The organism is Bradyrhizobium sp. RP6 (assembly GCF_003837805.1).
Lineage (GTDB): Bacteria > Pseudomonadota > Alphaproteobacteria > Rhizobiales > Xanthobacteraceae > Bradyrhizobium.
Genome location: NZ_RQIT01000005.1, coordinates 24,798 through 48,135 on the forward strand (window position 1 = coordinate 24,798; position 23,338 = coordinate 48,135).

General features: G+C 62.1%; 24 protein-coding genes. 9 read left to right on the plus strand and 15 right to left on the minus strand.

What is annotated here, in order from left to right; translation table 11 throughout:
* The first annotated feature begins 176 nt into the window (after positions 1 to 176).
* From EHH60_RS38780 to EHH60_RS12885, 4 genes are read left to right on the plus strand one after another with little or no spacing between them, the layout of a single operon-like run.
* Positions 177 to 563, plus strand: a complete 387-nt coding sequence (locus tag EHH60_RS38780; protein WP_502697402.1) for an alpha/beta fold hydrolase — start codon at positions 177 to 179, stop codon at positions 561 to 563.
* Between the two features lie 47 nt (positions 564 to 610).
* Positions 611 to 844: a hypothetical protein gene (locus EHH60_RS38785; protein ID WP_502697403.1), complete on the plus strand. Its 234-nt coding sequence runs from the start codon at positions 611 to 613 to the stop codon at positions 842 to 844.
* Positions 841 to 1,011, plus strand: coding sequence for an alpha/beta fold hydrolase (locus tag EHH60_RS38790; protein WP_502697404.1), 171 nt, complete (start codon positions 841 to 843; stop codon positions 1,009 to 1,011). The genes EHH60_RS38785 and EHH60_RS38790 overlap by 4 nt, the downstream gene beginning before the upstream one ends.
* 13 nt (positions 1,012 to 1,024) lie before the next feature.
* Complete coding sequence (locus EHH60_RS12885) at positions 1,025 to 1,657, plus strand: hydrolase (RefSeq protein WP_124159847.1); 633 nt, start codon at positions 1,025 to 1,027, stop codon at positions 1,655 to 1,657.
* A gap of 18 nt (positions 1,658 to 1,675) precedes the next feature.
* Here the strand turns inward: EHH60_RS12885 and EHH60_RS12890 are convergent, their stop codons facing one another.
* Positions 1,676 to 2,317 (minus strand): helix-turn-helix domain-containing protein, encoded by a 642-nt coding sequence (locus tag EHH60_RS12890; RefSeq protein ID WP_245454478.1) that lies wholly within the window; start codon positions 2,315 to 2,317, stop codon positions 1,676 to 1,678.
* A 60-nt stretch (positions 2,318 to 2,377) separates the two neighbouring features.
* On the opposite strand from EHH60_RS12890, the gene EHH60_RS38025 reads away from it, so the two are divergent.
* Positions 2,378 to 2,764 carry a hypothetical protein gene (locus tag EHH60_RS38025; RefSeq protein ID WP_245454479.1) on the plus strand — a complete coding sequence of 129 codons (387 nt, stop codon included), beginning with the start codon at positions 2,378 to 2,380 and terminating at the stop codon, positions 2,762 to 2,764.
* Between the two features lie 74 nt (positions 2,765 to 2,838).
* Positions 2,839 to 3,825, plus strand: a complete 987-nt coding sequence (locus EHH60_RS12895) for a LysR substrate-binding domain-containing protein (RefSeq protein WP_124159848.1) — start codon at positions 2,839 to 2,841, stop codon at positions 3,823 to 3,825.
* Here the strand turns inward: EHH60_RS12895 and EHH60_RS12900 are convergent.
* Positions 3,759 to 4,682, minus strand: a complete 924-nt coding sequence (locus EHH60_RS12900) for a ring-cleaving dioxygenase (RefSeq protein ID WP_124159849.1) — start codon at positions 4,680 to 4,682, stop codon at positions 3,759 to 3,761. The two genes, EHH60_RS12895 and EHH60_RS12900, sit on opposite strands and share 67 nt — an antisense overlap.
* 843 nt (positions 4,683 to 5,525) lie before the next feature.
* Positions 5,526 to 5,918, minus strand: coding sequence for an ABC transporter substrate-binding protein (locus EHH60_RS12915; RefSeq protein WP_158626731.1), 393 nt, complete (start codon positions 5,916 to 5,918; stop codon positions 5,526 to 5,528).
* A gap of 5 nt (positions 5,919 to 5,923) precedes the next feature.
* Between EHH60_RS12915 and EHH60_RS12920 the strand changes: the two genes are divergently transcribed.
* Positions 5,924 to 6,115 (plus strand): oligopeptide/dipeptide ABC transporter ATP-binding protein, encoded by a 192-nt coding sequence (locus EHH60_RS12920; protein ID WP_502697407.1) that lies wholly within the window; start codon positions 5,924 to 5,926, stop codon positions 6,113 to 6,115.
* Between the two features lie 1,011 nt (positions 6,116 to 7,126).
* Here EHH60_RS12920 and EHH60_RS12925 read toward each other — a convergent pair.
* The 7 genes from EHH60_RS12925 to EHH60_RS12955 all read right to left on the minus strand — a co-directional run bounded on the left by EHH60_RS12925 (position 7,127) and on the right by EHH60_RS12955 (position 14,368).
* Positions 7,127 to 7,573 carry a hypothetical protein gene (locus tag EHH60_RS12925; RefSeq protein WP_245454480.1) on the minus strand — a complete coding sequence of 149 codons (447 nt, stop codon included), beginning with the start codon at positions 7,571 to 7,573 and terminating at the stop codon, positions 7,127 to 7,129.
* 1 nt (position 7,574) lies between these two features.
* Entirely contained in the window at positions 7,575 to 8,489 is a 915-nt protein-coding gene (locus tag EHH60_RS12930; RefSeq protein ID WP_124159853.1) for a DUF2950 domain-containing protein, read from the minus strand.
* Positions 8,486 to 10,129, minus strand: coding sequence for a DUF3300 domain-containing protein (locus EHH60_RS12935; RefSeq protein WP_199751462.1), 1,644 nt, complete (start codon positions 10,127 to 10,129; stop codon positions 8,486 to 8,488). The genes EHH60_RS12930 and EHH60_RS12935 overlap by 4 nt, the downstream gene beginning before the upstream one ends.
* A 103-nt stretch (positions 10,130 to 10,232) precedes the next feature.
* The gene (locus EHH60_RS12940; RefSeq protein WP_124159855.1) at positions 10,233 to 12,134 is read right to left on the minus strand and encodes a sensor histidine kinase; all 1,902 of its coding nucleotides are present in this window, start codon (positions 12,132 to 12,134) and stop codon (positions 10,233 to 10,235) included.
* A 97-nt stretch (positions 12,135 to 12,231) separates the two neighbouring features.
* Positions 12,232 to 12,648: a hypothetical protein gene (locus EHH60_RS12945; RefSeq protein WP_245454481.1), complete on the minus strand. Its 417-nt coding sequence runs from the start codon at positions 12,646 to 12,648 to the stop codon at positions 12,232 to 12,234.
* 33 nt (positions 12,649 to 12,681) lie between these two features.
* Positions 12,682 to 13,917 (minus strand): HlyD family secretion protein, encoded by a 1,236-nt coding sequence (locus tag EHH60_RS12950; RefSeq protein WP_124159856.1) that lies wholly within the window; start codon positions 13,915 to 13,917, stop codon positions 12,682 to 12,684.
* On the minus strand, positions 13,910 to 14,368 hold the full coding sequence (locus tag EHH60_RS12955) for a hypothetical protein (protein ID WP_245454482.1): 459 nt from the start codon (positions 14,366 to 14,368) through the stop codon (positions 13,910 to 13,912). Before EHH60_RS12955 ends, EHH60_RS12950 begins: the two co-directional genes overlap by 8 nt.
* A gap of 153 nt (positions 14,369 to 14,521) precedes the next feature.
* On the opposite strand from EHH60_RS12955, the gene EHH60_RS12960 reads away from it, so the two are divergent.
* Positions 14,522 to 14,977: a hypothetical protein gene (locus EHH60_RS12960; RefSeq protein ID WP_124159857.1), complete on the plus strand. Its 456-nt coding sequence runs from the start codon at positions 14,522 to 14,524 to the stop codon at positions 14,975 to 14,977.
* Between the two features lie 44 nt (positions 14,978 to 15,021).
* On the plus strand, positions 15,022 to 15,822 hold the full coding sequence (ppk2, locus tag EHH60_RS12965) for a polyphosphate kinase 2 (protein ID WP_124159858.1): 801 nt from the start codon (positions 15,022 to 15,024) through the stop codon (positions 15,820 to 15,822).
* Positions 15,823 to 15,892: 70 nt separating this feature from the next.
* Here the strand turns inward: ppk2 and EHH60_RS12970 are convergent, their stop codons facing one another.
* The 5 genes from EHH60_RS12970 to EHH60_RS12990 all read right to left on the minus strand — a co-directional run bounded on the left by EHH60_RS12970 (position 15,893) and on the right by EHH60_RS12990 (position 23,326).
* Positions 15,893 to 16,318, minus strand: coding sequence for a hypothetical protein (locus EHH60_RS12970; protein ID WP_124159859.1), 426 nt, complete (start codon positions 16,316 to 16,318; stop codon positions 15,893 to 15,895).
* Positions 16,319 to 16,341: 23 nt separating this feature from the next.
* On the minus strand, positions 16,342 to 18,042 hold the full coding sequence (locus EHH60_RS12975) for an aspartate:alanine exchanger family transporter (RefSeq protein WP_124159860.1): 1,701 nt from the start codon (positions 18,040 to 18,042) through the stop codon (positions 16,342 to 16,344).
* Between the two features lie 12 nt (positions 18,043 to 18,054).
* Positions 18,055 to 20,808, minus strand: coding sequence for a decarboxylase (locus EHH60_RS12980; protein WP_124159861.1), 2,754 nt, complete (start codon positions 20,806 to 20,808; stop codon positions 18,055 to 18,057).
* A 137-nt stretch (positions 20,809 to 20,945) separates the two neighbouring features.
* Entirely contained in the window at positions 20,946 to 22,643 is a 1,698-nt protein-coding gene (locus tag EHH60_RS12985) for a SulP family inorganic anion transporter (RefSeq protein ID WP_124159862.1), read from the minus strand.
* Positions 22,640 to 23,326: a YoaK family protein gene (locus tag EHH60_RS12990; protein ID WP_124159863.1), complete on the minus strand. Its 687-nt coding sequence runs from the start codon at positions 23,324 to 23,326 to the stop codon at positions 22,640 to 22,642. The genes EHH60_RS12985 and EHH60_RS12990 overlap by 4 nt, the downstream gene beginning before the upstream one ends.
* Positions 23,327 to 23,338 lie beyond the last annotated feature (12 nt).

Below are 23,338 nucleotides of genomic sequence, written 5' to 3' on the forward strand. Positions count from 1 at the left end.
TGCGACGAATTGCCGAACGTCCCCTCGGTGGCCCCGGTTCGAGATCGCCAGCATGTCCAAAGCACGCGCAGATAGTCCAAGCTAATCTGTGCTCCATCCGCGACCGTGTGCACGGGAGCCGGACGACCTCGCTGGATGACGTCCCGGTCCTGATAACCTCGTCACAGGAGCGAACGATGGCCTTGCTGAAATTGCGGGATGGTACCGAGCTTTATTACAAGGATTGGGGAAGCGGCAAGCCGATCCTGTTCAGCCATGGCTGGCCGCTCAGCGCGGACATGTGGGACGCGCAGATGCTCTTCTTCGCCGAGCACGGCTACCGGACCGTGGCCTTCGATCGCAGGGGTTTTGGCCGGTCGAGCCAGCCCTGGACGGGCTACGACTACGACACCTTCGCCGACGACATCGCCAATCTCGTCAAGCATCTTGACCTGAAGGATGTGACGCTCGTCGGATTCTCCATGGGAGGCGGAGACATCGCGCGCTACGTGGCACGCCACGGGACTACGTGGCACGCCACGGGACGTCGCGGGTCGCCAAGTTCGTTCTGCTCAGTGCCGTAACGCCTCTCTTCGTCAAGACCGCGGATCACGATGGCGTCGACAAGTCGGTGTTCGACGGCATCAAGGCCGGGTTGGTCAAGGACCGCCCACAATTCCTCGACGACTTCAGCCCCCTCTTCTACGGCACGAACCACGGCATGAAGGTGTCCCAGGGCATTTTCAAGCAAACCTTGCAGGTCGCACTTCAAGCTTCGATCAAGGCGACGATCGACTGCGTCACCGCGTTTTCGGAGACAGATTTCCGGCCCGACATGGCGAAGATCGACGTGCCGACCCTGTGATCCATGGCGAAGACGACCAGGTCGTACCGCTTCCCTATACGGGTAAGCTGGCCGCGGAGATGATCAAGGGCGCCAAGTTGAAGATCTACCCGGGCGCGCCGCACGCAACCGCGACGACGCACGCCGATCAGGTCAATGCGGACCTGCTCGCGTTCCTGAAAGTTTGACCGGAGAACGTCGATGGCCCCGAATCCACTTCATCTGCTCGAGCCGAAGGACTGTGCCCTGCTCCTGGTCGACCAACAGGCTGGCCTGGCGTTCGGCGTGGGTTCGATCGACCGGCAGGTTCTCATCAACAACGTCGTCGCGCTCGCCAAGACCGCGACGGTGTTCGGGCTGCCCGTCGTCGCCTCGACCTCGGCGACAAAGGTGTACAGCGGGCCGCTGATGCCGGCCGTTAAGTCGGCGCTGCCTGGCATCGAGCCGATCGACCGGCGCAGCATGAATGTGTGGGAGGACGACAAGGCGCGTGAGGCCGTCCTCGCCACAGGTCGAAGCCGCCTGATCGTTTCGGGCCTGCTTACCGAAGCGTGCGTGACATTCGCGGTGCTCTCGGCGCTGGCGGCCGGATTGGAAGTCTATGTCGTCGGCGATGCCTGCGGAGGCCTCACGACTGCAAGCCACGAATTGGCTCTCGGCCGGATGCAGGCCGCCGGTGCTCGCCTGACATCCTGGATCCAGGTCCTGCTCGAGATGCAGCGCGATTGGACAAGGCACGAAACGTACGACGGCGCACGCGCCATCGTTGAATCTCATGCGGGCGGATACGGGATCGGTTTGGCCTATGCCCGCGATATGATCCACCCCACCTGAAACGAGGCGCGTCCGGACCTAGCCGTCGGTCCGGGCCCGTCGCCAGGCGCCGGGGCTTGCGCCGACGTTGCGGGAAAACACCCTGGTGAAGTAGCTCTGGTCGCCGAAACCGCAGATGAGCGCAATGTCGGCGAGCGGAAGCTTCGTGGTCAGCATGAGGCGCTTGGCTTCATCGATCCGGAGTTGAGACAGGAATTCGTGCGGCGCGACCCCGGTGCTGCGCCGGAACGATCGCGCGAAGTGGCTGGGCGTCAACTTGCATTCCGCGGCAACGTCGGCGATCGTCAGGTTGCTGGCAAGCCGCGTCCGCATGATCTCCTTGGCCCGTCGCTCCTGCCACGGCGCCAGCCCTCCGCCTGAGACCCCGTCGCTCGGCCGCATGCCGCCGTAGGTCTGGGCGACATGGGCGAGCACACTGAGCCCGATCTGGTCGATGAAGAGCTGGTTTGTGGCCGGATCCTGCTCCACCGCGCTGAGCAGAACGTTCGACAGCGTCGACAGGAACGGATCACGCTGATCTCTGCTCCATTTGAGGGTAGAGACGGGTTTGGCTCCATGCTCGCGAGCGAACTCGTCCAGAGCCTTCCGGGGAACGTAGTATTGAACTGCGTCAAACGGCCCCTTGAATTCGCATTGCGGATTGTCGCGAAGGTCGGTCACGCTGACAGTCCCCGCTCTGAAAGCGCCCGAATACCTCGGTCGTCCGGCGAGCCAGCAAGAGTGCCTCTCGAGATCGCCGAGCTGGTGCAGGATGCTGAAGGCCGGTTCGGAAGGAATGGCCGCCATCCGTTCCCGAACGAAGCGAGAGCAGGTCAGTCGGGTCATTGCGAGCGCCAACTCGCCCTCGCGACGGATCCGCAGAAGGCAATCGCCTTCCATACCGAGGTGCTGACTGAGGCGGAGACCATAAAAGCCTCCGGACTCAATTTCAGCCTCTTCCATCATTGGCGTCACAAAGCTATCCGCCGCTGGATATATTTACCGAAGGACCACATGGCCGCGTCTATCGAAACAATCGTCTTTGTTCAAGTCGCCGATCCGACAGCTACCGACCGCGACGCGCGAATCGGAAGATCGTCCGGAAAAGGAAACGATGACCCAGGATAGGTGACATTTGCCGGGCTTGATAATCGGCCTCAATTCCACTTTATCTGTGAAACGGTTTCATAGATGGGCAGGTGATGGATAATCGGATCGGCGAAATGCAGGTCTTCCTCCGCGTGGTGGAAGCCGGGAGCTATTCCGAGGCGGCCCGGCGCCTCTTGATGACGCCGTCCACCGTCAGCAAGCTCATCGGAAGGATCGAGGTACGGCTCGGCGTTCGGCTGTTCGAGCGTTCGACGCGGAGGCTGTGCCTGACGTCTGAAGGCCGGATGTACTATGAGAAGAGCCTTGCACTGCTGGCCGAACTCGATGGCATCGAGCGCGGCATATCTCGGGGCGCAGCGACGGCCGGGGGGACGATCCGCGTCAACGTCACCGTTTCCTTCGGCATCCTCGGCCTCGAACCCCTGCTCCCGGGTTTTTGGGAAGCTCATCCTGACATCGTGGTCGACCTCTCGCTCTCCGACGAGATCGTCGATCTGTACCTCGACCGAACCGATGTCGCCTTCCGCGTCGGCCCCTTGCAGGACTCTGCGCTGGTCGCCCGACGCATTGGGGTCGTCAAGAGAAGGATCGTCGCATCTCCCGATTACATTAACCGTTTGGGCGAGCCAAAAAGAGTGGAGGATCTTTCCGGTCACAACTGCCTGGGATTCAATTTCCGGCGCTCTGCACCGGTCTGGCCTCTGAAGGAGAGCGGGCGAATTGTCGACCGGGCGGTCAGCGGCTCCCTGCTTGCGAACAACGCCCAAACTTTGCGGCGAATGGCAATCGCGGGCATCGGCCTGGCCCGACTCGCCGACTATCACATTCGCGATGATATGGCGGCCGGCCGCTTGGTCGAAGTGCTCGAGGGGACCGCAGGCGACGAAGAGCAAGTGCACGCGCTCTATCACGGAGGCCCCCGGCTGCCTTTCCGCGTGAAAGTATTCCTCGACTTCGTCTGCCCGCGGCTTACCGATTTCATGGAAGGTCGAACTCTCGGTCAACAGGCCGTTCAATTGAGCGGTGGTAAGATCGCCAGCAGCTCGGCGCGGCGCTCTTCGAGAAATGTGGGAAGCTGAAGTTTCTGGCCCAGCCGCTCCGGCGCCTCGTCGACGGCAAATCCCGGACCATCGGTCGCAATTTCGAAAAGCACGCCGCAGGGCGCGCGAAAGCCTACCGCGTTCAGGTAGGTTCGCTCGATGGGATCGCTTACCACGATGCCGTACGTCGACCGAAGCTTCTCGACCATCGCCGTTCGGTCGTCGAGATCCCTGGCGCGGAAAGCCACGTGCCGGATGGTGCCCCCGCCGAGGCGTCCCCGCGACGACTTCCCGATCATGCGCAACGTGATCGTGCCGCCCGGGCCGTCATGAGCCATGAAACGCATGGTTCCTTCCCGATGAGCGACCAGTTGGAAATCGAACACCTTCTGAAGGATGTCGATCGTCGCATCCTCCTCGCGGACGTTCAGCGTAACGCCATGAAGGCCGCGCAACGCGCGATCGGCCATTGAGGCTTGGCCGGCTTGCTCCGACTTTGCTTCCCATGTCTCGATCAGCGAGAGCGGCGTCCCATCGGGATCCGCGAAACATAACACACGCTCCCCGAAGAGCGATACTTCCATTCGATTGGGTACACCCACGGATTCGAGCCGATCTGCCCACCAGTCCAGCGAATTCGGCGCGATGCGGAAGGCGGTCTGCACGACCTCGCCGGCTCCGGTCATCCCTGGCGTCACGCAGTTCCAGGCGAGCGTGCTTATCACGGTGCCCGGATTTCCCACGTTGTCGCCGTAGTACACGTGGTAACTGCCGGGGTCGTCATAGCAGACGGTCTTCTTGACCCGCTTGAGCCCCAGCACACCCACGTAGAAGTCGGCGGCATGACGTACGTCGCCGATGATGGTCGTAACGTGATGGAGCCCCCGCACGTTCACGTATTCGCTGTCCGATGCGCGGTCATGAGGCGGTCCGTTCGGTCTGTGATATTCACGCTACAGGTCCTCCCTCTCGCTCTGGAACCAGTCGTTTCGACCACACAATCCCGAACATCACCACCGTGTCTTGGACTTTCTCCCGGCAACGGAACCGCCGCCAGGGCAAAATTCGGTCCGACGCCGGACATTTTCGCTACCGCTGCGACGCAATCGTACAAAGCGTCGTCCAAGCCTGCAATCAGTCCTGACCGACTTCACCAAGGATCGCGGCTCGAACCCTTGTACCGGGCATCAGATCGGTGACCAGCATTCGTCGAACTACATGCCGGGCCAACGGCATCAGGCAATTCTACCTCGAGGCAGGAGCCGGCCCCCCCGGTCGTCCTCCTGCACGGTTTCCCCGAGACCAACTTCGCCTGGCGCTTCCAGATCCCGGCGCTCGCCCCGCACTACCGGGTGATCGCTCCGGCGCGAGCCCTGGCGCGCCGAGATGCTGATGCGAGACCATGTAGCCAGCGTCAAGTCGTCTCTGATAAGGTCCCTCGCCTCTCCAGCTGCAGTTCAAGCAGCCACGAAGACGGCACGGCGGCTCCACCGCTAGCATCAATAACATGAGGTTCTGTTGTGGGACGAAGCGGAGCGCGAGACAGCTCTCGAGCTATTGCTTTCGCTGAACCAAAGGGCACTCGCTATCTGCCAACGGCCGAAACGCGTCCTTGCCGGGTATTGTTGTAACGACTGTCATAAGATCCCACTCGCCCTTGGACTCGGAAGGATCTTTGGTCGCAAGAAGGTACATGTTCCTGATCACGCGCCCATCGTCACGAATAGCTACATCCTTCGTCATGAAATCGTTGATCGGCAGCTCTTTCGTCTTCGCCATGACGACTTTGCGTCCTTCGCGCCTGCCGCCTTCACAGACTTCAGGTAATGCATGGCGGCGCTGTACGTACCAGCCTGCACCTGGGTTGGAGGTTGCCCGTACTCCTTCCAGAAGCGCTTCGAAAACTCCCGCGTTTCGTCGTTCTGGTCCCAGTAAAAGACTTCCACAAATTGAAGGTCCTTCGAGGCCTTGAGCCCCAGCGAGTGTATCTCGGTCACCTGCATCAAAAGACCGACGGTCTTCTGGCCGTTTTGCTGAATGCCGAACTCGGCACCTTGTTTCAGAGCCGTAATAGTATCGTTGCCGGCATTGGCTAAACCGATGATCTGGGCATGCGAACTCTGGGCTTGCAAAATATCTGGTCAAGGGTGAGCCGCCGTCTCCGGTCGATCCGCCGCCCGGCTGCCGTTTCGCCGGCCGGTGTCCGTTCTCTATCGATCGATGCCGGGCGGAACAGCCCCATCTCGACGCAGCCGGGCCGGAACACTTCGTTGCTTGCCATAGGCAGAAAGAACTTGCGGTCCCCGATTTCACGCTGCGCGCGCTCTAAATAACCGTCGTCGAACCTCTCCTGCGAACCCACAACGAATCTGCGAACGAACGCCTGCCGAACGTCGGCAATGACAAAGTTAGCTTCGGGTCAATGGACTAAACCGCTCGCGCGGTGGGGCACTGTGGCTGGCGACAGGCAAGACGATAGCGCAACGGGGCGTCCTGTCTTGAGATCGAGGGGTTCGACAACCTCATTCAAGACAGGAGCATCCCCATGACCGACCAAGTCATCAACCCGTTGCGCTGAAGCAAGAGCGGTTGCGCGTCGAGACGAGACTGGCTACCCTCGGGAAGGCCCCTCCCCCATCTCACTCATCTGGCAACACTGGACCACCCTACATCGAGGCCGTCGATGCGCCTGCCGGCACGATGGCAAGCCACGCAGACGCGAGGACGACCGCGGACCATTGTCCCTGGCTTCAGGTCGCTTTGCGTAGCGCGTCATTATCCACCCGAAGGGCCTTTGGGAAGGCGTCGAAGTCGAGGTGAAAGGAAAGCTGGCCGCACTGGTCGGCGGAGGAGTCTTTCCAAAGGCCCACCATAGTGGCGGATCATACGTAGTAGCGGGGAAGCGATATGAGCCCCGCGCTCCGAACAATCCGATTCTGGCTATGCCTCAGCGATACTTTGCGGCGAGCCGCAAAACAGATTGTCCGTTTTGTTCGCCCCAATATCCTAGTGTACGACAAGCACGTAATCGACCTGTCCCATTGGATCTGCGCGCTGTATCGAATGGGGTGAAGATAGAGAAACAAAGAAAGGGCCGCGCAGCCATCGGGCGCACCAGGGCTCGAACCTGGGACTCGCTGATTAAGAGTCAGCCCCGGGTTGAGAACAATCAATGACTTACTGGTCGCGCCACTGGGCCTATCCGACTGAAAATGGCTTTCTTCGCACCCTCGCAGTTTTGGTTTGGATTGCCCGTTCAGTGGTCAGAGGGAAGCGGTCATTGGCGCGAGGACCATATCAGGTGGATAGAGGCCTCTACGGAGAAAGAATGTAGATGGCCTCACTTCAATGAAATCACGATAGCACTGAGGTTGGCGGCCATCTCCAACCCCGCCTTGGGGCCTTGCAAGACCATCACGACGCCGTTGTCGTTTCGCAGGTGAACACCACCCACACCGCCGACGAGAGCGCCACCACCGCCAACCGAACTATAGGTGCCCGCGAAGTCGCGGACGTCTCTGATGCCGGAGGCCCAGCCTTCCAGCCGACTGGCCGTGGCGCCGGCGGTGATGCCTAGGCTTATGCCGGTGACGCGGAAGGGATAGCTGCGGCCGCGATAGCTCAATACGCCATTGCCTGCACCACCGCCGACCAGCAGGCCTGCCTTCACGATCTTCACCCGGACATGACCGGCAGCTTGCGCAAGCAAAGGAGCGGCCGGAACGGTGACGGCGAACAGCACGATCGCGACAAGGCGGCCGATCGAGCGCAGCCTGACGCTGGTCATCTCACGGTTTCGTGGCATCGACTTTCTTCCAGGTCTGGTCGGGATCAAACAGCGTCAGGCGCTTGGCCACGAAGTCGGTGCGCTTGCCGAGATCCTTTTGGTAGACCACTCCGGCATGATTGACCAGGAAGGTCATTACGCCGGAATTGCCGTATTCGGCCGGCCATGCAATCAGCGCGAAGCCGCCGATCATCTTGCCTTTGACGACGTAGTTCATGGCGCCTCCGGGAGCATCGGGTCCCTGCGCCTTCAGAATGCGGAAGTAATAGCCGTGATAGGGCGTCATTCCCTCACCGGCCTTGTAGCCCTCGCTCGAGGCCTGCGCGGCCAGTGCTCCGAGCGGGCTCGGATCGCTGTCGTCGCGCCAGAACAATCCATCTTTCTTGCCGGGCGATGAGACGATGCGCTGTGCAAAGACGCCGACCCCCTCGCCGCGGTCCTTGTCGGCATATTCGTTCTGCGCATCGACGAACGCGAGTGCGGTCTGAATTGCGTCGAGCTCGTTTCGTCCAATGCGACGACGAAGCACCTCGATGCGTCCTTCGTCGGTGTCGAATTCCCAGCCCGCCTTGGCGTTCACCAGCGGAATCGGGAACGGGAAATCGTCTGGGCCCAGGATGAGGGTCGCGCTCTTGTTACCCTCCGCCTTGATGCCGTGCTTGGCGTCATACATCGAGGTGAAGCGCTGGCGGATATCGTTGTCGGCGATCTCGTCGCCGGAGAAAACGATGTCCTCTGCCGCGCTGCCGAGCACTTTCAGGATGTCGCGAGGGCCGCTCTTGACTGCGGCCGCAAGCGCTGCAGCCGCGTCCTCCGGCGTCTTGTAGGATTGCTGTGCCTGTGCCGCCGAGCCAAGCAGGGTCAGCGCCAAGATGCCGGGCAATATCGTACGGTGAAGCGCGTTCAGGCCGATCATGGCATCACCTCCGCCGGAACCTTCGCGCCGCCGGCGAGCCAATCGCCGTAGGTGCGGAATGTCAGCCCAAGCTTTTTGTAATAGACGCGCAGGTAACCGTCACTGCCGCGCGTGACGGCGTCGGGCATGACCTGTGCGACCTCCTGCGCCAGCACACCGACATAGGCCTTGTTGCTGCCGATATAGCTGAAGCGGTAGTAGCCGAGGCCGTTGGCGAGCTGCCCGAGAAGGACAATATCGTGCTTCAGCGCGACATCCGAACGCCGGCCGCCGCCACCGCCGCGGAAGCCGCCTCCGCCGCCGCCACGCATCGCCATTCCGCCTCCGCCACCCCGGCCGGCCATGCTCGGTCCGCCGCCACCGCCGCGCGGCATGCTCGCCATGCTGGATCGTCCGCGCGCTGACGCGGCGGCCGCCGATCGAGCGGACGAGACGTTCATCGCGCCGCCGCGATTGCCGCCACCGCCGCGGCTGGCTGCACCGCCGCCGCGATTTGCGGCCTTCGCGCGATCGCCGCCGCCCTTGGCAGCAGCCTTGGACCGGTCACCGCCACCCTTGGCTCGGTCCCCTGCACCCGCACGGTCGCCGCCTCCGGGCCGGTCGCCCCGATTGCCGGCGCGATCGCCTGCACGGTCTCCGGCGCGGTCGCCTGCGCGATCCCCCGCCCGGTCTCCTGCACCCTGGTTGGGACGCAGCACCTGGCTGCCGTCACGGCCGCGGAAGTCCATCCGGTCCGATGCGCCCGCCTTGAGGTTGTTGTTGCCGAAGCGCTGCTGAACGTTGCTGTTGCTGTAGCGCACCCCTTGCCGATGCGCGGGATTATGCTGCCAGCCATTGCCGATATTCGTCGTGCGATGATTGACGTAGACGTTGCGGTTGCCCCAGTTGCAGCCGCCGCCCCAGTAATTGCCCCAGCGTCCGATCGCCCAGGCCGTGCCGAACGCGATGCCTGCAGCTACGACTCCTGCACCGATATAGGACGGATAGCCCCAGTAGTATGGCGGGTACTCCGCATAGGGCCAGCTGCCATAGACAGTGGCCGGATCGTAGTACGGCACGTACATCGCTGCGGGATCTGCCTGCTGGATCACGACGACCTGCTTGCCTTCCTGAGACTGGACGCTGACCTTCTGCTGCTTGGTGGTCACCAGCTTCTTGTTGTCGTAGGCCTTGGTGCGAAGGCGCTGGATCGCATCCATCACGTCGGGCTGCTGCGCCAGAAAGGCATCGCCGAGCTTCTTGGTCCAGTCGAGCTGATCGCTCATCATAGTCAAGACGTCGGCAGTGCTGGCCAGTGCCTTGACGCTGTCGTCCCAGCCCTGCTTGTCCACCTCCGTCTTCAGCGCATCGCCTTTCAGATTCTTGCGTTCCTTCAGCCAGCGATCGGCCTGCACGATTTCCAGCGGATAGGTCGAGGCGGCCAGCACGTTCGCAAGCAGTTCGTCCGGATAGAGCGCGATCGGTGCAACCAGAGCCTCTAGTTGCTCGGGCTTCAGCAGCTCAGCCGTCGGTACAGCCGAATTCGCCGCTTGCGCCTGCGGGGCGGGGGCGGTGGGCTTGTCGGCCGTCTGGGCCGACACGCAAACGGGCGTAGCCAGCAACAGCGCAAGCGCGATCAACGTCTTGCCGCAGCGGATCATCGCATCCTCCATCTCGGTTCTGCCGAGACCATGAGACGGAGAGAGGGACGTTCATTGACAAAAATCAACGAAACGAGAGTGTCGCCTGCTGCAACGCGAGATACTAGCTCGCGAGCGGGAGCCGAACGGTGAACAGTGCACCGCCGTATGGCTGATTTTCCGCGACAATCGTGCCGAGGTGCGCCTCGACGATCGTCCGGGCGATCGCCAGCCCCATTCCCATGCCCTCCGGCTTAGTGGTGAAGAACGGATCGAAGATGGTCTTTAGGTCGGCAACCGCGATACCGGGCCCCGTGTCTCCCACGCGAATTTCGGCAAAACTCCCGGCGCGGGCCATGATCACGCTGACCTCGCGCTTGCCTGTCTCAACCTCCGAAGTGGCATCCAATGCATTGAGGATGAGATTGAGCACGACCTGCTGCAGTTGGATGGGATCGCCCTTGACGTGCAGGTCCGTATCGGCCGGCCCATAAAAGCTCAGATCGATCTTGCGTCCTGAGGCCACATCGCCGACAAACCCCATCACCTCCCGCACCGTTTCCTTCAGCTCGATGTCCTGGATCTCGAACGGCGCTTTCTTGAGGACGCTGCGCAATCGGCGGATCACCTCGCTGGCACGCTGATCGTCACGCCTGATATCGGCGAGAATCTCGCGGACTTCCTCGAGATCTGGCGCGGAGCCCTTCAGCATCAATTCCGCGGTCTCCGTATTGGTCAGAATTGCACCGAGGGGCTGGTTCAGCTCGTGGGCAATCGACGCCGTCAACTCGCCGACGGCGGAGTAGCGGTTGACGTGCGCGAGCTCGGCGAGACGCTGTCGGGATTCGACCTCGGCCAAGCGCCGCCCCCGGCGCTCATGAAGCAAGCCGCTGATGAGTCCTGTCTGGATCAGGATCACCGCCGCGATGAGCGCCAGCTGCCAGCGGTACTTCTCCCAGATGCCGGGCTCGCGAAACAGGACCTCGCTGCCTTGCGGCAGGTTGCTCTCGCTGATTCCCCACCGCTGCATTTCCCGCCAGTCATATTTGGGCGCAGCATAGGCGATGGGTTCGATCTTCACGTCTGCAGGCCGTTCACCGCCGAGGATCCGGAGCGCTGCATCGGCGGTCTTCTGGCCAAGCTCGGGAATGGAATGCATGGGGCCGCCGACGATATCGCGCCCAAAGAAGGACTCCTCAAAACAGAAGATGGGGGCGTTCGCAACGGAACGAAGCCGATGCAGCGCATTCTCCCCGTCATGAATCACGCCAGCCGCGTCGACCGACATGAGGCCCCAAAACAGGACCGTTTGCGACGGCAGCGCCGAGGCTCGGTTCAAGATCTCGTCGAACGACAGATCGCCGTACCAGACGAACGAGACGCGATCCTCCAGCGCCCCGACATCTTTCTTTACTTCCTCGAGCCAAAATTGCTCCAGCTTGGACGCACCGATGACGACGGCGATCGTACGCGTGTCCGGCAACACCTGAAGAACGTTGCGGAATGCGCTGACGAAGTCGTGGCGGACCGAAACAACGGTATCCTTCTCGGTCAGGCTCGCCCGGTCGATCAGGCGTTGTTCCACCGTTGTGAGGACCATCGGCGCATTCGGGAACAACTCCGCCCGGTGCCTCTGCACAAAACCCGCGGCGGGTCCCCCGACGCTCATGACGATGTCAGGCGGACGGCCCTGGTAGAGCGATCGAAGATACTCGACGAAGGGTCTTTCGGGACCCGGCGCCGTGAATCGTGCGGTCAGGAGCGTATGCTCCTGAAAATCGAGCGGCCACGGCGATCGCTGCTCGAGATTGGTCTTGATGCTGCGGGCGTATTCGCTCCAGGGTAGGAAGTCCCGCCCGAAGGAGTGCAACAATAGAACGCGCCTGGGTTCGCGCGGGTTGACCTCAGGCTGCCCGGCAGCATGTGAAGGCTGGGCTCGAGCGCTCAACCAAGCCAATCCGAGGCACAACAGCGCGATCGCGGCGGCCCGGGACTTGCTCGACGCAATGAGCTTGCGCCCACTCATGCTTTCTCCGAAGACCTCGGCCGAATGGACTCATAACAGCATATCTTGAGCACGACGCACCAGTCCTAATGTCGTCTAGCTCTGCGGCCACGTGATCTCATCGCGACGCGCAGCGGTGATACCTGACCTCCATGTCTTCCATGCCCGGAAACAGCCGGGCGATACTGTCCGTGTCCAACGCCTTCAAGCTGAACTGAACGCTGGATAGCATGATGTCGGTAGCACAGGCAGCGATCAGGTTGATGCTCGTGCCGCTGTCCCTTCTGGCCTTGACCTTGCAGCGAGCGAACTTGCCGATGAGCTGATCGCCATCAACGATGAAGCCACCTCCGTATACTTCGGACATCTCGGTAAAGCCTAATTTGCCTCCCTCACGAATAAACACCTTGTCGCATTGATCGGCGCCCGTGGCCCAGGCGCCGTTCAGGTCAAACGCATCGGCGCGTCCGGTCAATGCAGGGGTCGCACACAATGAAAGCGCCAGCGCGACAGCCGACTTTCTCAGCTCAGACATTCATCGTTTCCCTTCAGATCAGATCGTTCTGAATTAATGTCCACCACTGAAGATCAGAGTCTTGAATGGCAGCAGCAGCGCCTGGATCCGTAGTAGCAGTGCATGGACGAAACCGATCGCGTCGATCGCATGAAGAACGATCCGCCTTCCGGTCGAAGTCCTGGGGTCGACGATCTCTTCGTGGTTGCTGGTGTACGCGTTCACGATGCAGGTGCTGCCGGCCGTCACGCCATCAAGCCCCCCCTTGTAGAGGGGCTCGAGGAACACCAGGATCGTCCCCGGCTTGGCGAGGTTCTGCGCCTCAATGAGCTGCTCTCCGGTCCGAAACTGTCCGGCCGCGATATAGTCCTGCACCGCGGTCACGACCAAGGGAATGACGGCCCACGGCCTAGACACGCAGGTGGCCTCGGCGACCATGCCCTCCTTCATCACGCCTGCCTCGATCTGGCCGAAGCCGGCCTGCAGCCGTTCTCGGCCGGAACCCTCGGGAATCAGAATTCCCGCGGGGCGCATCAGTTGATTGACGACATCGCCGGCGCGGACGAGAAATTGCTCGACACGTCCGTCGATGCCAGCACGGACAAAGGTCTTGTCCAGATCCACTTGCGCCTCCGCCAGCGAGGCTTCCGCGCTCGCCTTCTGCGCGGGCAGCAGCGTCGAGACCTGCAAGGCAGCCGATTCCTTCGCAGCGGTCGCGGCGTCAATACCGGCCTGACGCTGATCGACCACCACCTGAAGCTTCTCAATATCGCGCTGCGGCACGATGCCGGGATTGCGCCGCTGCAGTTCCGACTTGACTTCGAGTTCGTCCTTGGCCTGCTGATAGCTGGCCCTGGCCTCCTGGATCTGCGCCTCGGCCTTGACGACGTCGGCCTTCGCCGACGCCATGGAAGCATCGATCTCGGCGACCTTGCGCCTGGCCGTTTCAAGCGCAGCTGTCTGCTTGGAATTGTCCAGCCTGAAGAGGACGTCGCCCTTCTTCACGATCTGGCTGTAGCCGACATTAACTTCGGCGACACGTCCCGATCCCTCGGGCAGGATCGGGACGGTCCGGAACAGCAATGCCGCGTTTGACGTCGCCGGATGAAAGAAGAAGACGCTGGTGATCAGCGCCACGGTCAGCATCAGGCAGCCGGTGATGCCCCAGCGCAACTCGTACCAAACGGAAAACAGCGTGATCTCCTTGCCGAGTCGCTTGCCTTGGACGAAGCGCCGATAGAGGTAGTCAGGAAGAATGGTCAGGAGCGAGCAGATGATGAGCTCAAGCATGGCTGCGCACCTTCTGGTCGGTCTCCACGATCTGATCCTCCCGGCTGATCGTTGCTGGGGCGGCCGCAGTGTACGGCTCAGCCGTCTCGTTTGCACCAACCGGTGACGCGCTGTCTGCGATCCTCTCCACCGAGCCGGCGATGCTGCGCAGCGGGGTTCCGAAGTCCGGCAGCTCGATCAGCGCGAGCATCAGGGCCGCGATCCAGTACAGATGCTCGTGCGTGAACAGGGCGAGAAGCCCCAGCACGGCCACGATCTCGAACTGCAATTTCTGCGTCTTGTGCGCCATTCGCTCGGGCAGGCTGTGCAAATGCCAGTACAAAAGCCCCACCGCGAAAACGGCCGCGATCAGGATGATTCCCGTCACGATCATCAACCCGTCTGTTTCGCCAGGCGAGGTGATGTAGAATGGCAGATGGTGTGGTGCTTTCGGGTGAAGCTGCTCGCTCAACGTGCTCTCCTGATCGGGGACCCGGCTGCCGCGGCCCTGGTCACAGTCTGGCGACGCCAAGGTTTGCGTTGCTTGATTTGAATCAACAGAATGGAGCCGGTCCGACCTAGCCTTTGCTCGAGCACTGAAACCGAGCAGCAGGAGACATCGGCAATGGCCGCCAATCTCGACAGTCTGATCCCGAATGCCACGCAAATCCGCAAGGAAGCGGCCCTCAAGGAGGCCGAAAAGGCGGAGCAATATGCCCGACTGGCCGCCGCGGCAGAGGCCGAAAAGCACGCCTTGATCGAGCGACTGAGCAAACCGTCGGGCAAGACCGAGGAAGAGAAGATCCAGCTTGCCGCGACCATCATCCAGCGTGCGGTGCGCAACGGGCTGACCGAGGTGCAGGTCTATCGCTTTCCCAATACGCTCTGCACCGACAAGGGTCGCGCCATCAACCAGCAGGAACCGGGTTGGGAGAAGACGCTGACCGGTATCCCGAAGGAGATCTTCCAGCTCTGGACCGACTATTTGAAGCCGCGCGGCTATCGCATCAGCTATCAGATCATCGATTTCCCCGGCGGCATGCCGGGCGATATCGGCATCACGATTTCCTGGGGGGACTGAATCCTCGCCCTCTGGATCCGATGCGACAAAGCGAAAGGCAGAGAATGGCAAAGGACGAAGCCGGGGCGCGGATGAAGCGCAAGACCTATGAAAAGGAGCTGGAAAAGCTCCAGGTCCAGCTCTGTCATCTGCAGGACTGGGTTAAAGAGAAGAAGCTCCGCGTCGTCGTGTTCTTCGAAGGCCGCGATGCCGCGGGCAAGGGCGGGACGATCAAGGCGATCACCGAGAAGGTCAGCCCGCGCGTGTTCCGCGTGGTCGCCCTTCCCGCGCCGTCCGACCGTGAGAAGTCGCAGCTCTACATCCAGCGCTACATGCAGCATTTCCCTGCGGGCGGCGAGGTCGTGATCTTCGACCGGAGCTGGTACAATCGCGCCGGCGTCGAATACGTCATGGGCTTCTGCTCACCCGCCCAGCACCAGCGCTTTCTTGAGCTCTGCCCGAATATGGAGGGACATCTCATTGAGAGCGGCATCATCCTGGTTAAGATCTGGCTCGAGGTCGGGATGGAAGAGCAGGAGCGGCGCTTCAAGGCGAGGATCGACGATCCCCTCCGGCAATGGAAGCTGAGCCCGATGGACACCGAGTCCTACCGGCGCTGGTACGATTATTCCAAGGCCCGGGACACTATGTTCAAGGCGACCAGCTCGAACCATGCCCCTTGGGTGATCGTCCGCTCCGACGACAAGCGGCGGGCGCGGCTCAACTGCATCGCGCACCTGCTGGATTCGATCCCGTACAAGCGGATCAAGAAGGATAAGGTCAAGCTGCCGCCGCGCTCCGAGAAAGGGCGCTACAATGACCAGGCGAGCCTGCGTGGCATGAAGTTCGTGGAAGAGCGGTACTGACTGAACGAGGATTCCGATCCAACAAGAAAATGGGCCGCGCTGCGCGGCCCATTTCATTTTCGCTTATGGTCTATTTCAGCCGGATCGTGACCCCGCCGACGGCTGCCGACACTTCGGCGCCGACCTTGGGTCCGCTGAGCTGCAGGATCACCCCGTTGGCGTTTTGCAGCTGGACCGCTCCCGCACCGGCCGCAACGGCGCCGCCGGCTCCGCCCACAGCGTAGGAGCCTTCGATTGATGACGGGCCCCGCAAGTTCAACGCCCGACCCACGAATTTGGTCGTCGAAGCACCCACGGTCAGACCGACGCTCATGCCGGATACGGTGAACGGATAATTCTTGCCGCGCAGGCGCAGCACGCCCTCACCGCCTCCTACTCCGACAATGAAGCCACCCTTGGTGAAGACCACGACAACGCTGCCGGTCTCGGCGCGCGAGGGCGCGCTGAAACCGGCGACACCGAGGACCAGAGCAGCAACAGCAAATAGTTTCTTCATGACTTTCCCCTGAATTTGGCTCCCTATTGAGCCAGAAGCATTGCGAAGTATCCGAACACGGTGAGCAGGATGCCCGAGACGGCATAGCCGACCGGGAACCCGATCCAGGGCACGGAGCTCTGAATTTCGACCGCAGCCTCGCGGCAAGGACCGGAGTGCGAACGCGCGCCGGCCACCCCACCCATCAACACGGCGGGATTGATCTTGAACACGTGGAATCCGATCGCCCAGACGATGAACGGCGGGATCGTGCAGGCGATGAAGCCGACGATGAAGATCTTCAAGGCGACCGCACCAGTGAGCTGGGCCAGGAGACCTGCGCCGGCATTCACGCCGACGATGGCGACGAAGACCACCAGACCGAGATCCTCCAGCACGTTGCGCGCCGCGTTCGGCGTGTTGCCGAAGAAGCGCAGCCGCGACACGATTGAGGAGACGATCACGCCCGACAGCAACAGGCCGCCAGCATTACCCAGGCCGATCTTGGCGCCGAACGCCGGGAACTCCACCATGCCGATCAGGAAGCCGATGATCATGCCGATCGACAGGGTCAACAGGTCGGTCGAGGTGTTGGCCCGCGCGATGCGGCCCCACATTTCGCCGAGTTCGTTGACCGCCGACTTCAAGCCGACCACGGAGACGATGTCCATGCGCTCCAGCTTGGTCTTGAGACCCGCCGGGATCTGCACGCCGCCACGCTCGACCTTGGTCACCTGCAACTGGCCGGCTATAGCCGTCTCGCGGAAGGATTCGAAGGTGCGTCCCACCATGTCCTTGTTGGTGACGAGGATGTCCGCCTGGTCCATGGGTATGCCGAGCGTCTTGGCATCGGCGACCTCCGGACCGATCAGTCCCATCTTATCGGTGAGATGCTCGGTCGAGCCGCCAAGAGCAACGATATCGCCCTTTTGCAGCACAAGATCAGGATCGGCACCCTGCGGCTCGCCATTCCGTCCCACGTTGACGATGCGGTATTCCGGGTTCATGGCGCGGAACTTGGCGATGCTGATGCCGGCGGTCGCCGGATTTTCCAGCCGATAGGCGCGCAGCCCGAACTGGCGATAGCCGGTGAGACCGCCGCCTTCGAGATCCTTGACGCCGAACTCCTGCTCATACTGCTTGGCGGCGGCCTTGGCATCGACACCCCACCAGCGCGGCAGATATTTGCAGATCAGGATGATGCCGACGGTGCCCCAGATATAGGTGATGCCGTAGGACAATGCGATCATGCCGGATGCGTCCTCGGGCTTCATGCCCGGAGGCAACCTGACGACACCGGACGTCACGGCCTGCTCGGCCGAGCCGATGGCAGCCGACATCGTCTGCGATCCGGCCAGCATCCCGCCGGCCGCGCCGGTTGGCAGTGCGAACAGCTTTGCACCGATGACCACCAGCGCAAGGCCGAGCACGCTCGAGACGACGGCGAGTAGGCAGAACTTGAGGCCGTCGCCCTTCAGGCTGTTGAAGAAGGAAGGGCCGACGCGCAAGCCAACACCGTACATGAAGAGGTAGTAGAACAGGCTCTTGGCGAAATTGTTCAGCTCGAGCTTCACGCCGTAGGTGGAAGCCCACACCGACAGGCCCGCCCCCACCACGATCGCACCGGCGACCATGCCGAGACCATAGCCCTTGATGCTGGCCCGGCCGATATAGACGGCGAGGCCGACGACGAAGAACAGCAGCAGATATGGGTACTGCTGAAGGAATGTGAAAAAGCCCTGCATGTCCGATCCCCTCTAAGATGCGGCCTTGAGCTTCGGCGCGGCCGCAGGCTTGGGCCTGCCGATCTTCGCCAAGGCTTCCGTGCGCACGAGCTTCAGGCCCTCTTTGGCGTCGTAGCCGTGGATCTCCTTCACATCGAGCTTGCGCATGAAGTCGATGGTCTCCTGGGTGATGACCTGGCCTGGCACCATGATCGGGAAGCCGGGCGGATAGGGAATCACGAAGTTCGCCGAGACGAGCTCAGGTCCCGCTTTCAGCCGCCGGTCGATCTCGGGATCGTTGAGGCGGATGTGCTCGCAACCTGCAACGTCATAGGCGGCATAGAAACCGGTGCGGATGTCGCCTTCGTTGGTCTTTGCTCCGGCATCGCCGCGGAAGCTCGGATGGAAATGCGAGAAATTCGGCAGATCGGGCACATCCTTCATGAGGCTTGTCACCCTTGCCTCGAATGTCTTCCTCGCATTGGCACCGCCCTGAGCAAGCCCACGATCGATCTCGCCCGCGATCTCGGCGAGCACGCGAATGAGATGGGCGACATCGCTGCGGGTGTTGTTGATGTTGGACTGAACCAGGACCGAGTTACGCGAGGTCTTGTTGACCTGGATGTTGTACTCGCTCGCCAGGATACCCTTGAACTGCGTGCCGTCGTAGCCGGCCGTTCCGCAAACGAGAGTCATGCGGGTCGGATCGAGGCAGAACTCGTCCTCATCGAGGCTCCTGAGCGTATTCGCCCAGTTCACGCCGGCCGCGAGATAGTCGGTGAAGCCGCTCTGGCGATATTGTGCCGGCACCATCGCGTCTGCGCCCAGCACGCGGAAGTATTTCGAAATTAGCGGATTGTTGTTGACCGCATGGCGGATGGCGAAGGCGATCTCGATCGCATTGGCGACGAGACCGTAGCCTTCCAGCTCCATCTGCCGCCGCGAGATATCGAGGCTGGCGATGAGTTGCTGGTTTGGGCTGGTGGAGGCGTGCGTGAATACTGCTTCCTTGAACTGCTGCTCGACCGTGTGGAATTCGACATCCTTGACCGAGAGCATGGAGCCTTGCCGGATTGCCGACATCGACTTGTGAGTCGAGTTGGTCTGGTAGACGCGGAGACGAATCTGCCGCGGGTCAGGGATGAGCCTAGTCTTGAGCAGCACCTCGTCCGAGGGGTTCCTGCCGAGCTCGGCCTGCTGCTTCTCATAGGCCGCGACGGACTTCGGATCGTGCATCCACGCTTCGATCTCGTTGGCTGCGCCCATGGCGGTGCGCCGACGCAGGAATGGCGAGAATCGCGCGAAACCGAACCAGGCTTCGTCCCACAGGAAGATCAGGTCCGGCTTGATGGCGAGACATTCCTCCATCACGCGGCGCGTGTTGTAGATGTGACCATCGAAGGTGCAGTTGGTGAGATCGACCATCTTGACGCGGTCGAGCCGGCCATCGGCCTTGGCGTTGAGCAGCGCCTGCTTGATGGTCTTCAATGGCACCGCGCCGTACATCGAGTATTCCGTCATCGGGAACGCCTCGACATAGAGCGGCTGAGCACCCGCCAGCACCATGCCGTAGTGGTGCGACTTGTGGCAGTTGCGATCGACGATCGCGATATCGCCGGGCGCAAGCAGTGCCTGCACTGCCATCTTGTTCGATGTCGACGTGCCGTTGGTGACGAAGAAGACACGGTCGGCACCGAGGGCGCGGGCGGCCTTCTCCTGCGCCTTCTTGATGTTGCCGGTCGGCTCCAGCATGCTGTCGAGGCCCCCTGTCGTGGCGCTGCTTTCGGCCAGGAACAGGTTCGGGCCGTAGAACTCGCCCATGTCGCGGATCCAATCCGACTTGAAGATCGACTTGCCGCGGGCAATCGGCAGCGCGTGGAATGTCCCGATCGGACGCTGCGCATATTTCTTGAGATTGTCGAAGAACGGCGTGTCGTACCGATCCTGGATGCCTTCGAGGATCGACAGATGCAGCTCCAGCAGCTCTTCGACCGAATAGAAGATGCGGCGGACGACGTCGGCGTCGGGATTGCCGGCCAGTTCCTCGACGTCGCGGTTCGAGATCATGTAGAGGTCGAGCTCCGGCCTGACCCGCTTGATGATCTGGGCGAGCCGGAGCGCCGACGCGTCGGTTTCGTCGTTGAGACCGGCCGTGGCCATGATCGAGCGGAGGACGGGCGCATCGTGCCGCGAGCGCAGGCCAAAGCCCTCGTTGACGATGACCGCGGCGATATCAGGGTTGAGCATGGTCGCGCAGAACGCGTCTTCGAGGCTGCCGACGATGACGGGCTCATAGATGAAGCCGTCGACCGGACGACGCAGCCTGCGCCATTCGGCGGCGAGTGCCGGCCACTGGCTGGACGACACGCCGGTCACGATGAGGGTTTCGAAATAGGGCCGGCGCGTCGTGGCCCCCCCAAACGACGGCGGCACCAGCTCGGGCACGTCGCCATTGCCCTCATCCTTCGCGCTCCAGTCGCCGGCATGCTGACGGAACGACCGCGTCGCCAGCGCCTGGGCGATCTTCGTCGCAAGCGCGAACGATGTGGCCCCGTCGCCCGCGGCTGCCGCCTCCCGCAGCGCTGCCATCAGGTGCAGACCGGGATAGCCATGGAATTCCTCGGTGACCGAGAGCTCGGCCAGCGCCGCATCGTAGGCCACGCGATTGCCCACCCGCGCCCAGACCTTCGCTGCTTCCACGAGATCGCGCCAATCATCTGCCCGCGCTCCGGGCCCGGAAAAGAATCGATCGATACGCTTCTCTGCGGAGTTTGCATCCTTGGACATCTCGCTCTCCCGATCCCAGGGCAATTGTGATGCGGGATCGTGACCTCGCGGCCCTCCCCTCCATTGATCCAAGTCAACGGTCTGAATGGTCTTGGAAGGCCTTGGCGCCGCGCGTGCATTTCGCAGCGCAAAAACCGTCAGCCGCCCTTCGCATCGCGGCCGCCCAGCACGCTGTCGAGCGTCCGCAGCCACTGTGTGCTGTCGGTCTTTTCGGCCAACCCTTCCGCCCGCAAGAGATCACGCAGCTGTGCGTGCGCGCCGACAATGCAGAGTGCGACGTGACGGGAGGCGAGTTCGTCATAGAGATCGTGCAGCATGCGCGCGCCAGCAAGATCGATATAGGGAGATGCCGAGAGATCGCAGACGACCAGCCTGATATCGACCGATTTGGCCAGCGCCTTCAGCACAGCCGCGAGGATGGTCTCGGCATTGATGTAGAGCAGCGAGGCCTCGGGTCGGAAGGCGATCACGCCGATGAGGGGTTCCACGCCCTCATGTCTGGCGCTGTCGGAATAGCGGCCGGTCCCCGGCAAGCGGCCGAGAAAGGCGATATTCGGTCGGGATGCCCGCGCCAGCAGCAGGAAGACCGACGCGACCGCGGCGAGCAGCACGCCTTGAAGGATTCCCAGCAGCAGCACCGCAATCAGCGCGATGGCTGCCGCATAGAAATCGATCCGGCTGACCTTCCACATCCGCCATAGCGCCGGAATGTCCACCAATCTGTACACGGCGGCAAAGACGATCGCGGCCAGCACCGTCTTGGGAAGATTGGTCAGCAAGCCTGTGAAGAACAACAGACACAGTGCCAAGGTGACCGAGCAGATTACCAGTGCAAGTGGCGTACGCGCGCCGGCATTGTCGTTCACCGCCGATTGCGACAACCCGCCTGCAACCGGGTAGCCCTGGCCGAATGCCGCGGCAAGGTTGGCGGCACCCAGGCCGAGAAATTCCTGCCGAACGTCGAGTGCATATCCGTACTTGGCAGCGAAGCTGCGTGCTGCGGACACGCCTTCGATATAAGCCAGCAACAGGCAGCCCGCCGCGATGGGAAACAGCTCCTCGGGCTCGACCAGCCCGAAGGTTGGCACGGCTAGGGTAGGCAGACCCTCGGGGATCTTGCCGGTCACAGGCACCCCCATGGCTGGCAGCCCAAGCAGCGTGGCCACCACGATCGACAGTGCGACGATGGTGATGCCGACTGGCCGGCCCGGCAGGAGCCGTTCACCGAGCAGGAGAAGCACGAGCGCGACAGCGCCGACCGCCAACACCAGCAGATTGGTATCCCCAAGCTGGCCAGCGATGTGGAATCCCCGATCAAAGAAATTGCGGCCGCCGCCGAGGATGCCGAACAGGCTCGGCAATTGGCTCATGATGATGGTGAGCCCGGCGCCGGCTTTGAAGCCAACCAGGATGCTGTCGCTCACGAGACGCACGAGAGTAGAGAGCTTGAACAGCCAGGCGATGAGACAAAGTAGAGCCACTGCACAGGCGACCAGACTTGCAATCTGCGCATAGCGAACCGGATCACCTGCGGCGAGCGATCCGACTGTGCCCGCAATCATCAGCGAGATGGCCGAAGTCGGTCCGATGGCCAGCTGGCGCGAGGATCCGAGCAGCGCATAACCGATCCCGCCCAGAATATAGCCGTAGACGCCGATTTGCGGCGGCAACCCCGCAAGGGCGGCATAGGCGAGCGAAACCGGAATTGCGTACGCAGCCAGCGTTACGCCTGCCACTGTGTCGGAGGGCAGCCATGCCACTCGATATCCGGAGAGCCAGCTAAAGGGCGGAAACAGACGCGTCCCGCCAATCCGCGGTTCAGACGGCAGCTTCATGAGCTCACCTCCGAGCGCACGACTTCGCACCGCAGCAGCACGATGAGCAGTGCGACCACGGGAAGCCCCAGCGCGAGGTCCGGCGTTGCCTTTGTGATCAGCGCGCCGAGTGCCGCGCCTATGCCGAAGGTGCCGCACACCGCCGCAAAGATGCCGGATCGCCGCAACGTTCCCGTCGCCCCGCCGCTGCCTGAAGCCAAAGCGAAGATGCCCTCGATCGCCTGTCGCATGTTACCGGTGATCATCACCGTGCTGTAGGTCGCACCGTCGACCTTGGTGAAGATCGCGGCCTGCATCGCGGCGACGAGTGAAATCCCCAGCGTACCGGCTATCTCAGGCATCCGGTTGTGCAGTACGCCGATGGCGATCAAAAAGAGGATCTCGATCAGCGTGCTGATGGCACTGGCTCTCTCTCCGGCAGCGCCGCGCAGCCAGACGGCGATCACAATGCCAACCGCGAACGCCATGATTGGCGGGACGAATTGCAGCGCCCTCGCCCAGTCACCGACGACCCCGTGGACGCAGAGAAAGACGAGATTTGCCGTCTGAGCGTTGGCCAACACGCCGTGGATGATCCAGGTATAGGCATCGAGACAGCCCCCCGCAAACGCCAACAGCAGTGCCACGGCGACCGTCTCGTCGCGGCGCAGCACTGAAGTGGCGGCAATGCCCTGTGAGCTCATATCCGAGACGCC